The following is a 14,282-nucleotide window of genomic DNA, read 5'->3' as shown; positions in this document are numbered from 1 at the left end:
GAAATTCAACCGCGGCTGATGTTCAACCGCGCCAGCAGCGGGTCGAGCACGGTCAGCTCGGTTCGGCTGACCCACGACGGGTTGGCCTGCTGCGGCGAGCGGAAGACCTCCATCGCCCGCACTCCGTCCACGGCGGACAACTCCGACGCCGTCAGCGGCTCGGTGAACAGCGGTAGGTGCACCGGGACCGACAGCCGGCCATCGCCGGCCGACGGGGGACCCGTGATCCGCCCGGCGCCCCAGAATCCGCGCTGCGGATGCGCCGAGACCCACAACAGCACGCGCTGGCCCGGGCGGATCAGCTGCGAGCGGTAATTGTCCGCGATGCACCATCGCGAATTGGCCGTCCCGGCGGTCAGCATCGGGTCGACGGCCGTGACGCGGGCGTTGCACTTGATCACCCACGCGCCGAGCGTTTCGGGGGTCACCGCGCGTACGGGAGTCACCGGCGGCGCATTCCCCGGTGCGGGCCCACAGAAACAGGGCCCACAAAAACAGCGGCCACTGAAAAAACAGCCTCTGAAAACACCGGCGTTTTCGAATCGTGGCGAACTATCCTCAGTTGCCCGCCCAATTCCGGGAATGCGCTCTATGCTTCGTGAGTCGGATACCGCCACGGCGTTTTGCGGCGCAGAACAGGCACGAGTGGGATTCTCGTAGGGGACGGCGGGTTTGCAAGTCGAGGTGCGTGCCCCAGGAGGGGCGCCGGGACAGATGACGACCCCTGCGCCGACCGGCGAGGAATCCACGACCGGTGACCGGCAGACGGTGCTGGTCGTCGATGACGACACCCGGCTCCGTGAACTTCTGTGCATTGTCCTCACGCCGCTGGACTGCGACATCGCGCAGGCGGGATCCGGCGAAGAGGCGCTCACGATGCTGCTGGAACGCCAGGTCGCCGTGATCGTGCTCGACATCAACATGCCGGGGATGGGCGGTTTCGAGACCGCCCAGCTGATTCGGGACGTCGAGGAGATGGCCTCGACGCCGATCATCTTCCTGACCGGCCAGGCCGAGGCCGGCGACCTGCACCGGGGCTACGATCTGGGCGCGGTCGACTTCCTGGTCAAGCCGGTGTCCCGGCAGGTGTTCTACGCCAAGGTGAAGGCGTTGCTCGAGCTCGACCGGTCGTTCGCCCGGCTACGCAGCGAGGCCGCCCGACTGCACGAGCAGCAGCTGCAGACGGCCCGCGCCGCCGAGGTCCGGCAGCGCGACGAACTGGCCATCACCCGGCGCCGGGAGCGGCTGACCAACATCTTCGCGGAGGCCAGCATCGATCTGGCGTCGCTCGAGCGCACGATCGTCACCGAACTCAGCCAGATGTTCGACGCCGAATGCGTGCTTCGGCTTCCGACACCGGACCACGGATGGCACGAGTCGTTGTCGCACAACGAATCTCCCGGGGCGGCGGAACTGCTGCGCGCGTTGATGGCCGGATCCGACGCGGCCCGGATCCGGGAGGCGACCGCGTATCAGGCGGTGATGATCGAGGAATTGACCGCACGCAGCCAGCGATTCGGGGTGGTCTGTGTCGGCAGGGCTGACGGGCCGGCCTTCACCGAGACCGAATCCGTGTTGTTCCGCGGCGCTTCCGCCGCCGCGGCGCTGGCGATCTCCAACGCGACGCTGTACCGGGTGCAGGCCGAATACGCCGCGGTCATGCAGGCCACCGGCGACGCGATCCTGGCCGTCGACGTCGCCGGTGTGATCCGCAGCTGCAACAAGGCCGCCGTCGCGCTGTTCACCGCGGGCGGCGACAGCACAGCCGGCGCTGACAACGACGAGTTGCTCGGCATGTCCATCTGCGATCTCGCCGTCCCCGCCGAGCGGCAACGCATGCAGGAGCACCTCGATGACGCGTTGACGACCCGGCAGGCGGTCACGCTGGAGATGACGCTGGCCGCCCATGACGGGCGCCACGTCGAGGTGATGATCACGATGTCGCCGATCGGCGACTCCGTCGATCTGCTGGTGGCCGTCGTGGTCCACGACCTGACGGAGATCAAACACGCCCAGACCGAGATCCGGCACCTGGCCAGCCACGACCCGCTCACCGACCTGGCGAACCGCCGTCAACTCAACGATCGCCTGGCCGCGCTCGCGCGCCAGCGCAGCGCCACCGCGGATCTGGTGGCGCTGCTGTATCTGGACGTCAACCACTTCAAGGCGGTCAACGACACCTATGGCCACGACACCGGTGACGAGCTGCTGCTGGAGGTGGCGGCCCGGCTGCGTTCGGCGGTCAGCGAGGACACCCTGGTGTGCCGCATCGGCGGCGACGAGTTCGTCGTGGTCTTCGAGGAGGTGCGGTCGGCGGCGGCGGCCGCCGCCGCCGGGGACCGGATCCTCGAGCTCGTGCAGTCCCAACCGGTGCACTGCGGCAACGCGGTGCTGCGCCCGTCGATCAGCATGGGCATCGCATGTCTGGGGGCCACCGCACACACTCCCGAGGAGCTGCTGACCCAGGCCGACATGGCGATGTTCGAAGCCAAGAAGAGCCGGTCCCGGGTGTGCGTGCTCTACACCGACGCGATCGGCTCCCGCCAGCAGGGCAAGGTCAACCTGCGCGCGGAGGTGATCGACGCGATCGCCCGGTCGGATCTGCGCATGGTCTACCAGCCGATCGTCAACGCCGCGACCGGTGCGCTGTTCGGGGTCGAGGCGCTGGTCCGCTGGCGGCTGGCGGGCGACGAGATTCCGGCAACCGAGATCGTCTCGCTGGCAGAGGATTCCGGCCAGGCGGCACCGCTGGGCCGCTGGGTGCTGGCCCGCAGCTTCGCGGACTACGCGGCGCTCGGCAGGGACGACCTGAAGCTGCACGTCAACGTATCCCCGGACCAGGTGCTCGACAGCACCTTCCTCGACCATCTGATCACCGTGCACCGCAGCCACGCGATCGCACCGCAGCGGGTCTGCCTGGAACTGACGGAACGGGCGTTCAACCGGGACCCGGCGCCCGCACACCTCGCGCTGCGCGGGGCCCGTGATTACGGATTCAGTCTGGCGATGGACGATTTCGGCGTCGAGCACGCCAGCATGACCAACCTGATGCACGTCCCGGTCGACTGGCTCAAGATCGACCGGTCGTTCATCGCCGAGGTCCACCACGACGAACTGGCGCAGCGGCTGGTGCGCAGCCAGATCGCGGTCGCGCAGTGCATGCAGGTCGACGTCATCGCCGAGGGTGTGGAGCAACAGCAGCAGGCCGACTGGCTGCGGGACGCGGGATGCGTTCTGCAGCAGGGCTTCCTGTACTCACCGCCCATCGAGGTGGCCGAGCTGGGCGACTATCTGACGAGACTGGGGTGACATGAGGCTCGCGACCCGACTGGCGATCCTGTGCGGCGCGGCGCTGGTGGCGATCATCACCGCCAACACGCTGTACACGGTTCAGACCAACCGTATCTCTGCGCTGTACGAACAGCGCCAGCTCGCGCGAGAGGCGCAGGTCACCGCGCTCGACGCCGACCGGGACCTGCAGAGCCTGCTCGCCGCGTACAGCCAGCTGCTGGCGACCACCGATACCGGGCAGCGCACCCGGCTGCAGGCCCAGCTGGACGGACTGGACAGCTCCATCGACACCGATCTGCGCTCGGCCGCGCAGACCACCAACGACGACGGCATCCGCAGGCAATACCAGCAGGCGGTGACCAGCTGGGAGACGTTCCGGCGCAACTACCGGGACGAGCTGGACAACATCGGCAACGCCGGTGACGCGGCGGTGTCGGCCATCGGCATCGACGCCCAGACAGCGGAGCTGGCAAGCCAACTCGACCAGATCGAACAGGAGACCGCCCGCACCGTCGACGAGGTCAACCAGCGTGCGTCGGCGTCGATCAGCGCTTCGCGGGCGTTCCTGTGGACGTTCGTCAGCGTGATCGTCGTCGCGCTCGGGGTGATGATGGTGTTGACCAGCCGCAACATCCACCGCACGGTCACCGCGTCGGCGTCGGCGAACGAGAAGGCCCGCCGCTCCAAGGAGATTCAGGCCGAGCTGATGACCGAGGTGCAGAGCGTCGACGACCTCGCCGCTGCCAGCGGGATCATCCTGACCGGAAGCGCAAAGGCCGTCGACGCCAAGCACGCCGCGCTGTATCTGCAGCAGCCCGACGAGCCGGGACGCTTCGCGCTCACGGCGTCGTATGCGTTCCAGCGCCGTAAGGGCCTGCCCAACTCGTACGGGTTCGGCGAGGGTCTGGTCGGGCAGTGCGCGCTGGAGGGCAGCAGGATCGAGGTGACCGGCGCCCCGGCGGACTACGTCGAGGTCGTGTCCGGGCTGGGCAAGACCGAGCCGATGTCGCTGATCCTGGTGCCGATCAAATTCGAGCACGAGGTGCTCGGCGTCATCGAGCTCGCGGGCCTGCGGCTGTTCTCCGCAGACGACGTCGAGCTGTTGGAGAGCATCGCGCTGGGCGCGGGCGTCGCACTCAGCGCGATCGAGTCGGCGCAGAAAACCCGTGACCTGCTGCGCATCTCGCAAGCCCAGACCGAGGAGTTGCAGACCCAGGAAGAGGAGCTGCGCGCCGCCAACGAACAGCTCACGCAGCGCGAGGATCTGCTGTCGGCGCAGAACGCCGAGCTGGAGGAGACCACCGAGGAGCTGCGCACCCAGAAAGAGGAACTGCGCGCGAGCTCGGAACGCCTTGAGGCACAGGCGCGGGCGCTGGAGGAGAAGAACGAGGAGCTGCAGCACCTCAGCGCTTCGCTGGAGGCCAAGGCCGAGGAACTGGCCGTGTCCTCGCGGTACAAATCGGAATTTCTCGCCAACATGTCTCACGAACTGCGCACCCCGCTGAACAGCATCCTGATCCTGGCCGGTCTGCTGACCGAGTCCGACGAACCGCTCAACCCCAGGCAGCACGAGTTCGCCGAGACGATCCAGCAGTCCGGCAAGGACCTGCTCAACCTGATCGACGAGGTTCTCGACCTGGCCAAGGTCGAATCCGGGTCGCTGCGCGTGGAGACGGAGCCGATCGAGGTCGCCGGACTGGTCACGTTCCTGGAGCGCACGTTCCGGCACATGGCCGAGGACAAGAACATCGAGTTCGGGGTTGTCGTCGACCCGGCCGCGCCACCGCGCCTCACCAGTGACTACACCCGGGTCAAGCAGATCGCGAAGAACCTGGTCGCCAACGCGATCAAGTTCACCGACGAGGGCTCGGTCACCGTGCGGATCTCCGGTGCCGACGACACCGATGGCCGCCCCGGCGAACGGTATCTTTCGCTGGCGGTCGTCGACACCGGGATCGGTATCGACGAGAAGGACCACCACCTGATCTTCGAGTCCTTCCAGCAGGCGGGCCGGGGCTCGGCGAAACAGTACGGCGGCACCGGGCTCGGTCTGGCGATCAGCCGTGAGCTGGCCCGTCACCTGGGCGGTGACATCGCACTGCGCAGCACGCTGGGGCAGGGCTCGACGTTCACCTGCTACCTGCCCGTCGAGGCCCCCGCCGCACGGGCATCGGAACGGCGCACGACGATGCCCCGCGGATCGCGGCCGGCCGCCGCAGCGGCCCGGCCCGCCGTCGAGACCGACGGCCAGACCGACATCGACACCGACCTCACCGACCGGTTCGGCACCGTCGACGTCTCCGATGTGCAGTGGCCGCAGGGCGGCAAGCCCGTGCTGCTGATCGTCGAGGACGACCCCACCTTCGCCCGGATGCTCGCCGAACTCGCGGCCGAGGCCGGGTTCGCGTCCGTGGTGACCTCGAGCGGGCGAAAAGCGTTGGCGCTGGCCAAAGAACACCAGCCGGCGGCGATCACACTCGACATCGGGCTCCCTGACATGGCCGGGTGGGTGGTGCTCGACGTGCTCAAACACGACCTGGCCACCCGGCACATCCCGGTCAACGTGGTGTCCGGTACCGACGACGACGGCCGCGGCCGCCGGATGGGCGCGATCCACACGCTGAACAAACCCGCCGAGATCGCCGATCTGCGTTCGATGTTCACCTCGACCGCGGATTTCCTGAAGCCGGGCCCGCGGAACGTGTTGGTCGCCGAGGACGACGCCAATCAGCGTCAGGTGGTCAAGCACATGATCGAGAGCGACGACATCGCGATCACTTGCGTTGGCACCGGCGAGCAGGTGCTGGCCGAACTGTCCGGCCCCACCCACTATGACTGTGTGGTCCTGGATCTCGGGCTCCCCGACATCGACGGGATCGACCTGATCGAACGGATCAAGGACCAGCTGGAGGCCAAACACCTGCCGGTGATCGTGCACACCGGACGCGAGTTGACGCCCGCAGAGACCGAACGGTTGGAGGATCTGGCCGCGGCGATCGTGCTGAAGAACGCGCGCTCCCCGGAGCGGCTGTTGGACGAGACGGCGTTGTTCCTGCACCGCGTCGCAGACGACATGCCCAATTCGGCGCGCGAGATCCTGGCCAATCCGCGCCGCATCGACGAGTCACTGGAGGGCAACACCGTGCTGCTCGTGGACGACGACGTGCGGAACGTGTTCTCGCTCGGCAGTGCGCTGAAGCGCTACGGGATCACGGTGCTGCCCGCCCGCAACGGGCAGGCCGGCATCGACACCCTCGACGCGCATCCGGAGGTCGGGCTGGTGCTGATGGACATCATGATGCCGGTGATGGACGGTTACGAGGCGATGCGCCGCATCCGCGCCGACCAGCGCTGGCGCAATCTGCCGATCGTCGCGCTGACCGCCAAGGCGATGAAGGGCGATCGCCAGAAGTGCCTGGAGGCAGGCGCTTCCGACTATGTCACCAAGCCGGTCGACATGGACCAGCTGACGTCTGTGCTGCGGGTCTGGCTGGCCAGCCGGCCGCGCGGTCAACGCAAGGCGACGGAATCCTGACCCTGATGGCCGCGCAGATGCCGGAGCCGGCGCGATCCCGTGACCTGGAGGCCATCGAGGCCGACGCGTTCTTCTTCACGGTCTTCGAGCATCTCGGCTACGACTTCCGGCACTACAGCGACGCGTCGCGCAATCGGCGGCTCGCAGCCTTCGTCGGCAGGCACAAGTTCGCCAGCATCTCCGAAGCGCAGGGCAGGGTGCTGCGCGATCCGGTGCTGCTGGCCGATCTGTTGTCCACGATGACGGTGAACGTCACCGAGATGTTCCGGGATCCGTTGGTGTTCGCCAAGATTCGCAGTGAGATCCTGCCCAGGCTGGCCACCTATCCGAGGATCAGGGTCTGGATCGCGGGTTGCGCGACGGGGGAGGAGGCCTACTCGGTGGCAATCTTGCTCGACGAGGCCGGGCTGCTCGAGCGAACCACGATCTACGCCACCGACATCGACAACGAATCGCTGCGGGCGGCGACCTCGGCGATCTACCCGGCCGACGCGATGGTGCGCGCCACCCGCAACTACCAGGCCAGCGGCGGGCAGCGGCCGTTCTCGCAGTGGTACATCGCGAAGTACGACCGGTGCATCCTGAGTCCCGACCTGCGCTCGCGGATCGAGTTCTTCTCGCACAATCTCGCGACCGACAGCGCGTTCGGCGAGTTCAACCTGATCATGTGCCGCAACGTGTTCATCTACTTCGAGCAGATGCTCCAGCATCGGGTCGAGGAGATCTTCAGCGAAAGCCTGGCACCGTTCGGCAATCTCGCGATCGGTCCGCGCGAGAGCCTCACCGAGGCCGGGAAGAGGCTGTTCGCCCCCGTGGACCGCAGGCTGGGGCTGTTCGTGAAGAGTCAGCATGGCCGCGGTTGAGGTGATCGTCCTGGGCGGCAGCGCCGGCGGGATGAAGGCGGTACGCCAGATACTCAGCGCGCTCACCGGCCTGCGCACCTGCGTGCTCTGCGTGGTGCTGCACCGCCCGGCCGAGTACTCGCCGCTGGCCGAGGTGCTGCAGACCTATACGCCGCTGCCGGTGCGCGAACCGCCCGACAGCCCGTGGGACTGCCCCGGCGGGGCGGTCACCGTCGCGCCCGCCGGGTACCACCTTCTGCTGGGCCGCGGCCGCGTGCCGTCGACCGACGGGCAGGAGGCCATCGCGCCGTACACGACCGCGCCCGGGGTGCGTGCCCATCTGACCCTGGACGGCCCGGTCGCGTACTCGCGCCCGTCCCTGGACGTGACGTTCACCAGTGCCGCCGAGTTCGGTGCCTCCGTGATCGCGGTGCTGTTGTCGTGCGCCAACGAAGACGGCGCCGCCGGCTGCGCGGCGGTGCAGGCCGCGGGCGGGCGGGTGGTGCTGCAGGCTCCCGGGACGTGCGAGGCGCCGATCGCGGTCAACGCGGCGGCGCGCCGGATCGAACCGGACCACGTCGCCGATCCGGCCGGCATCGGCAGCTGGCTCGGGCAGCAACTGGCGCTGGGTGCGAAGCCGCACTAAGTTACCGATTCGTGATGTTCTCCGCTGCCCGGGCAGCCGCACGCTGGATCACCCCGTTCCTGGCCGCCGCGGCGGTCGCCGGTGCCGGCGCCGTCGCAGCGCCGCTGGAGGGCACGCCCGCATCGTCGGTGCGGCTGGTCAGCGACGCCAACCCGCTGGTCGGTCTGCCGTTCTACGTCAACCCCCAGTCGAAGGGGATGCGCGCGCTGGCGAGCAACCCCGATCCGCTGCTGGCCGAGGTCGTCAACACCCCGACCGCGTACTGGATGGATCACATCTCGACCCCGGCGGTCGACGCGAAGTACATCCAGACAGCACAGGCCGCGGGCACTTTGCCGGTGCTGGCGCTCTACGGCATCCCGAACCGCGACTGCGGCAGCTACGCCGCGGGCGGCTTCGGCTCGGCCGGCGCCTACCGGGCCTGGATCGACGGCGTGGCCGGCGCGATCGGCGGCGGACCGGCCGCGGTGATCCTGGAACCGGACGCGCTCGCGATGATCGACTGCCTGTCCCCGGCGCAGCAGCAGGAACGGCTGGAGCTGATCGGATACGCCGTCGACACGCTGACCCGCAACCCGGCCACCGCGGTGTACGTCGACGCCGGGCATTCGCGCTGGGTGCCCGCCGATCTGATGGCCAGCCGGCTCAACCAGGTCGGCATCGCGAAGGCGCGTGGCTTCAGCCTCAACACCGCGAACTTCTTCACCACCGAGGAGTCGATGGGTTACGGCGGCGCGATCTCCGGGATGACCGGCGGCAAGCCCTACGTCATCGACACCTCCCGCAACGGCGTCGGAGCCGTCGAGGGCGACGACCTGTACTGGTGCAATCCGAGCGGCCGGGCGCTGGGCGCCCGCCCCACCACGAACACCGGCAACCCGCAGGTCGACGCGTTCCTGTGGGTGAAGCGGCCCGGCGAGTCCGACGGAGCGTGCCGCGGAGCGCCGAGCGCGGGCACCTTCATCGCGCAGAACGCGATCGATCTGGCCCGCAACGCGGGTTGGTGAGACCGGTAGCCGGGTAGCAGACAGCGGTGTCGGACGAACCGCTTCTGGTGCCCGGTCGGACCTGCTGGCAGGTCGCGACCGCGCAGCGGTTCGCGCCGATCATCGACGGCGCCGACTATCTGGCGCACGTCAAGGCCGCGATGCTGCGCGCCGAACGGCGGATCATGCTGATCGGCTGGGACTTCGACTACCGCACCGCGTTCGAGCCGACCGGCGCCACGATGTCCGGTCCGGACCACCTCGGCCCGTTCCTGCAGTGGCTGCTGCTGGCCCGCCGGGACCTGAAGGTGTACCTGCTCAAGTCGAATCTGAACCTGCTGCCCGCGCTCGACGGATTCTGGTTCGGCGTCACCCCGGTCGCGCTGCTCAACCAGATCACCTCCCGCCGAATCCATTTCGCGGTCGACGGGGTGCGCCCGACCGGTGCGGTGCACCACCAGAAGATCGTGGTCATCGACGACTCGGTGGCGTTCTGCGGCGGGATCGACCTGACCATCGGGCGCTGGGACACCCGCGAGCACGCGCCTGAGGAACCCGGCAGACACACCTCGGGGGAGCCGTACGGCCCACGCCACGAGGTCGCCGCGGTGATGGACGGCGACGCCGCACGGGTGCTCGGCGAGCAGGCTCGCCTCCGGTGGCGCGATGCGACAGGGCAGAAGCTGCCGCCGGTGACCGCACAGGAGTCCGCGTGGCCGCACCGGCTGGCGCCGGCGCTGCACGACGTCGAGGTCGGGGTCGCCCGCACGATGCCCGCGCTGCCGGACCGTGACGAGGTGCGCGAGGTCGAGGCGCTGGACCTGGCCGCGATCGCGGCGGCGCGCTCGGTGATCTACCTGGAGAACCAGTACCTCGCGTCGCGGGGGCTGGTGGAGGCACTCGCCGACCGGTTACGGGAGCCCGACGGGCCGCAGGTCGTGATCGTGCTGCCGCGATCCTCGGAGAGCCGGCTGGAGCGCGAATCGATGGACAGCGCCCGCGAGCGCCTGCTGCGGGTGCTGTGGGACGCCGACGGACACGACAGGCTCGGCGTGTACTGGCCCGCCGTCGCGGGCGGGATCTCGGTGTACGTGCACGCCAAGGTCATGGTCATCGACGACCGGCTGCTGCGGATCGGCTCGTCGAACCTGAACAACCGCTCGCTGGGCTTCGACAGCGAGTGCGACGTCGCGCTGGAGTCGACGGCCGACGGGCGCGACGACGTGCGCCGGCTGATCCTCGCCACCCGCGACGGCCTGGTCGCCGAGCACCTCGGGGTCGCCCGGGAGGTGTTCGAACAGGAACTGGAGAAACAGGATTCGTTCGTCGCCGCCGTCGACGCACTGCGCGGCGCGGGCCGGTCACTGCGCACGTTCACCGAATTCATGGTGGAGGCCGACGTCAGCCCGTTCGCGGAGAACGAGCTGATGGACCCCGACCACGTGCCGCCGTCGCTGGCCGAGAGCGCGTGGAAGCTGGTCACCGGCGTCACAGGGCGGGTTTTGGGAAAGTGGATACCGGCGGCGGTGACACACGGTATTCGTGCAGGGTGAGCAACCGCACGCTGATCGACATCTCCGTACCCCTGCGCGACGGGATCGCGTCCGACCCGCCCGGACTGCGCCCGGAGATCGAATACCTGACCCACCGTGACACCGTCGCCGACGTGCTGTCGTTCTTCCCCGGTGCCACCGAGGACGACCTGCCCGACGGGGAGGGCTGGGCGATCGAACGGGTGTCGATGACCACCCACTGCGGCACCCACCTCGACGCGCCGTACCACTTCGCGTCCACCATGAACATGGCCACGATGAAGAACGGCGAGCGCGCCATCACCATCGACGAGGTCCCGCTGGAATGGTGCTTCCAGCCGGGCGTGAAACTCGACTTCCGGCATTTCGGCGACGGCTACGTCGTCACCCCGGACGACATCGACGCCGAACTCGACCGCATCGGCCACACGCTGTCCCCACTGGAGATCGTCGTCGTGAACACCAGCGCCGGAACCCGGTACGGTCACGACGATTACGTGCAGCGCGGGTGCGGCATCGGCCGGGACGCGACGCTGCACATGCTCGAACAGGGGGTTCGGCTCACCGGCACCGACGCGTGGAGCTGGGACGCACCGTTCTCCTACACCGCGCGGCGCTACGCCGAATCCCATGACGCGTCGATCATCTGGGAAGGGCACCGGGCCGGACGCGACATCGGCTACTGCCACCTGGAGAAGCTGCACAACCTGGAGCAGTTGCCCGCCACCGGATTCCAGGTGTCGTGCTTCCCGGTCAAGGTGCACGAGGCGTCGGCGGGCTGGACGCGCGCGGTCGCGATCCTCGACACCCCCTAGGTGCGCAGGGATGGTCACAGGGGCGAGCGGCGACGTGGTGTCGAACGTGTCGGACACCGCCCGGTGGGTGGCGGTGTATCGGGCGCTCGAGTCGGAGCGGCCGGACGCGGTGTTCCGCGATCCGCACGCGGGCCGGCTGGCCGGTGAGCGGGGTCGCCAGATCGTGGCGACGGTGCCGCGGATGATGCGGTCCAGGTGGTGGATGGTGGCCCGCACGAAGACGATCGACGACCTCGTGCTGGACGCGATCGCCGACGGCTGCGACCGGGTGCTCAACCTGGCCGCGGGCCTCGACACCCGGCCGTACCGGCTGGACCTGCCCGCCGACTTCGCGTGGGTGGAGGCGGATCTGCCGGGACTGATCACCGAGAAGCAGCAGTTGCTCGCCGGGGAGACGCCCCGGTGCCGGGTGACGCGATTCCCGGTCGATCTGTCCGATCCCGGCGCCCGGGACCGGTTCCTCACCGACGCGCTGGCCGGGGCGGCGAAGGCGCTGGTGCTGACCGAGGGTCTGCTGATGTACCTCGACCGATCCGACGTCGACGACCTCGCGCGGGCGCTGGAGCGGCCCGAAGTGGCCTGGTGGATGCTGGACCTCGCCGGGCCCGGCCTGAAGAAGTGGATGAACGAGAAGTCCGGCGGGCTGCTCAAGAACGCGCCGTTCAAGTTCGCGCCCGAGCAGGGCGTCGGCTACTTCGAGGAGCGCGGTTGGCGCGCACTCGACATCGAGTCGGTGGTCGTCGTCGCGGCACGGCTGCGCCGGCTGCCGTGGTTCATGCGACTGGTCGCGCGGCTGCCCCAGCCGGATCCCCGGCGCCCACCGCGGGACCGGCCCTGGAGCGCCGTCGTGCGGCTGACCCGGTGAGGGCTCACATCCGGTAACGGGCGACCTTCTCCGGGCGCAGGACGACACGCACCCAGGTCTCGGCGAGCAGATCGTCGAGATCGCGTACCCGCACCGGATCGCCGAGATCCCAATAGCGTTGCGCGAGCCGCGTCACCAGTTCGGCGGCACCGTCGGTGTGCACGGTCGTGGACCCGGACACCGACACCCACCGCTCGCGCTCGCCGACCGGGGCGGCGACGACCAGCGATGCGCGCGGATGCTGTCGCAGCCGCCGCACCCGCACCGAGTCGGGCAGGGTGAACGACTCGACCGTCCGGTCGGCGGTGACCTCGTACCAGATCGGCCGCGGCTGGGGCGGTGCCGGTGCGGCGGCCGGGGAGAAGAACCCGTACAGCGGGCGGCGTAGCAGGTCGAGGTCGTCCTGGGTCAGCGGATTATCGGTCAGGGGATCGGCGTCAGCGCTCATGGGTAGCGCAACCACGGGCGCCGTGCGCGTCTTCCCGGCGGGTCAGGCGGGTACGGCCGACTCGTCGGCGGTCGCCGCCGCGACCGCCTCGTGGAGCAGCACGGTGACCGCCGAGACCAGGTTGTTGGCCTGCTTGCCGCGCGAATAGCTGCGCAGCACGATGCGACGGGTGCCGAGGCCGGGCACGTCGAGGGTCTCGACGCCGTCCTGCTGGGCACCCTGCAGCGCAAGCATCGGGATCAGCGCCATCCCCTCGCCGGCGGCGACCAGGGCCAGCGCGGTCTGCGTCGCGAAGTAGCGGTGCACGGTCGGCTGGTTCATGCCGCTGGCCCGGCGCAGCCGCGCCACCGCGCGCGCACTCGCGCCGGAGAAACCCATCCCGAGCCACGGCAACGTCAGCCGGCCCAGCTCGGCGACATCGGAGGCCAGCGTGCCCGCCGGGACTACCAGCTTCCACGGCTCGTCGAGCAGCGGCACCTCGACCATCCCCGACGGCAACCGTTTCGGGGAATCCTCGGCGTCGAGTTCGACGATGCCGGCGTCCAGGTCGCCGTCCTTGAGTGCGCGCATCATCGGGTCCGGCTCCAATTCGGACACCTGGAAGTGCACCCCGGGCAGCTGGCGCTTCCACTGGGCCAGCGCGGGCGCGACCACCACGGACAGGAAACTCTGGAAACCGCCGAGGCGCATGGTGCCGTGGATCTCGGCGTCCCCGCGTTCCAGCCGCACCTGCACCGAAGCGAGCGTCTGCTCGATCTGCAGCGCCGCCTCCGCCAGCGCCTGCCCCTCCGGGGTCAGCGCCGAACCGTGCGTGGTGCGCGTCATCAACACCCGGTCGGTCTCCCGCTCCAGCCGCGCGATCTGCTGCGACACCGCCGACGGGGTCATTTGCAGCTCGTCCGCGGCGGCCAGCACCCCGCCCGCCCGCGCCACGGCGAGCAGATAACGGAGCCGTCGCGGGTCGATATCCATTCACAAAGACTAAACTGCCAGTGCATTCTTATTCAATTGTGTTTAACCCATCCCATCCCGATACTCGTACCGGCTACGAGACACGGAGGCGGAACGAGATGATTGCGGCAATCCTGGGGTGGGTGGGGACAGTGGGGACACTGCTTGCCTATCTGATGGTGAGTCGTGGTCGGCTACAAGCGAATTCACGACGCTACGCGGCGCTGAACATCCTCGGCGGGGTGCTCGGCGGTAGCGCGAGCGCGCTGTACGGGGCGTGGCCGAGCGCGGTGTCGAACTTCATCTGGGCCGCGGTGGGGCTGATGACCGTGGTGAGCCGCGTCACCGGGAAGACCGCGCAGCTACATTGA

The 14,282-nt window shown here is 69.0% G+C and carries 12 protein-coding genes; 9 read left to right on the top strand and 3 right to left on the bottom strand.

The window, feature by feature from the left end; translation table 11 throughout:
- Positions 1 to 5: 5 nt before the first annotated feature.
- Positions 6 to 428, bottom strand: a complete 423-nt coding sequence (locus tag BST38_RS06865; RefSeq protein WP_237160689.1) for a hypothetical protein — start codon at positions 426 to 428, stop codon at positions 6 to 8.
- Between the two features lie 286 nt (positions 429 to 714).
- On the opposite strand from BST38_RS06865, the gene BST38_RS06860 reads away from it, so the two are divergent.
- The 8 genes from BST38_RS06860 to BST38_RS06825 are packed head-to-tail and all read left to right on the top strand — an operon-like array spanning position 715 to position 12,512.
- On the top strand, positions 715 to 3,309 hold the full coding sequence (locus tag BST38_RS06860) for a two-component system response regulator (RefSeq protein WP_083142524.1): 2,595 nt from the start codon (positions 715 to 717) through the stop codon (positions 3,307 to 3,309).
- A 1-nt stretch (position 3,310) separates the two neighbouring features.
- Entirely contained in the window at positions 3,311 to 6,826 is a 3,516-nt protein-coding gene (locus BST38_RS06855) for a response regulator (protein ID WP_083142523.1), read from the top strand.
- Positions 6,827 to 6,831: 5 nt separating this feature from the next.
- On the top strand, positions 6,832 to 7,689 hold the full coding sequence (locus BST38_RS06850; RefSeq protein WP_237160688.1) for a CheR family methyltransferase: 858 nt from the start codon (positions 6,832 to 6,834) through the stop codon (positions 7,687 to 7,689).
- On the top strand, positions 7,676 to 8,314 hold the full coding sequence (locus BST38_RS06845) for a chemotaxis protein CheB (protein WP_083142522.1): 639 nt from the start codon (positions 7,676 to 7,678) through the stop codon (positions 8,312 to 8,314). Before BST38_RS06850 ends, BST38_RS06845 begins: the two co-directional genes overlap by 14 nt.
- A 14-nt stretch (positions 8,315 to 8,328) precedes the next feature.
- Entirely contained in the window at positions 8,329 to 9,321 is a 993-nt protein-coding gene (locus BST38_RS06840; protein WP_083142751.1) for a glycoside hydrolase family 6 protein, read from the top strand.
- 26 nt (positions 9,322 to 9,347) lie between these two features.
- Positions 9,348 to 10,853, top strand: coding sequence for a phospholipase D-like domain-containing protein (locus tag BST38_RS06835; protein ID WP_083142521.1), 1,506 nt, complete (start codon positions 9,348 to 9,350; stop codon positions 10,851 to 10,853).
- Positions 10,850 to 11,647, top strand: a complete 798-nt coding sequence (locus BST38_RS06830) for a cyclase family protein (RefSeq protein ID WP_083142520.1) — start codon at positions 10,850 to 10,852, stop codon at positions 11,645 to 11,647. Before BST38_RS06835 ends, BST38_RS06830 begins: the two co-directional genes overlap by 4 nt.
- A 10-nt stretch (positions 11,648 to 11,657) precedes the next feature.
- The gene (locus BST38_RS06825) at positions 11,658 to 12,512 is read left to right on the top strand and encodes a class I SAM-dependent methyltransferase (RefSeq protein ID WP_083142519.1); all 855 of its coding nucleotides are present in this window, start codon (positions 11,658 to 11,660) and stop codon (positions 12,510 to 12,512) included.
- A 4-nt stretch (positions 12,513 to 12,516) separates the two neighbouring features.
- Here the strand turns inward: BST38_RS06825 and BST38_RS06820 are convergent, their stop codons facing one another.
- Positions 12,517 to 12,960: a pyridoxamine 5'-phosphate oxidase family protein gene (locus BST38_RS06820; RefSeq protein WP_083142518.1), complete on the bottom strand. Its 444-nt coding sequence runs from the start codon at positions 12,958 to 12,960 to the stop codon at positions 12,517 to 12,519.
- A 42-nt stretch (positions 12,961 to 13,002) separates the two neighbouring features.
- Positions 13,003 to 13,932, bottom strand: coding sequence for a LysR family transcriptional regulator (locus tag BST38_RS06815; RefSeq protein WP_083142517.1), 930 nt, complete (start codon positions 13,930 to 13,932; stop codon positions 13,003 to 13,005).
- A 98-nt stretch (positions 13,933 to 14,030) separates the two neighbouring features.
- On the opposite strand from BST38_RS06815, the gene BST38_RS29195 reads away from it, so the two are divergent.
- Positions 14,031 to 14,282, top strand: a complete 252-nt coding sequence (locus tag BST38_RS29195; protein WP_420872514.1) for a CBU_0592 family membrane protein — start codon at positions 14,031 to 14,033, stop codon at positions 14,280 to 14,282.

Origin of the sequence: Mycolicibacterium parafortuitum, assembly GCF_002086815.1 — a bacterium.
Lineage (GTDB): Bacteria > Actinomycetota > Actinomycetes > Mycobacteriales > Mycobacteriaceae > Mycobacterium > Mycobacterium parafortuitum.
This window is presented reverse-complemented; position numbering and strand designations above follow the sequence as displayed.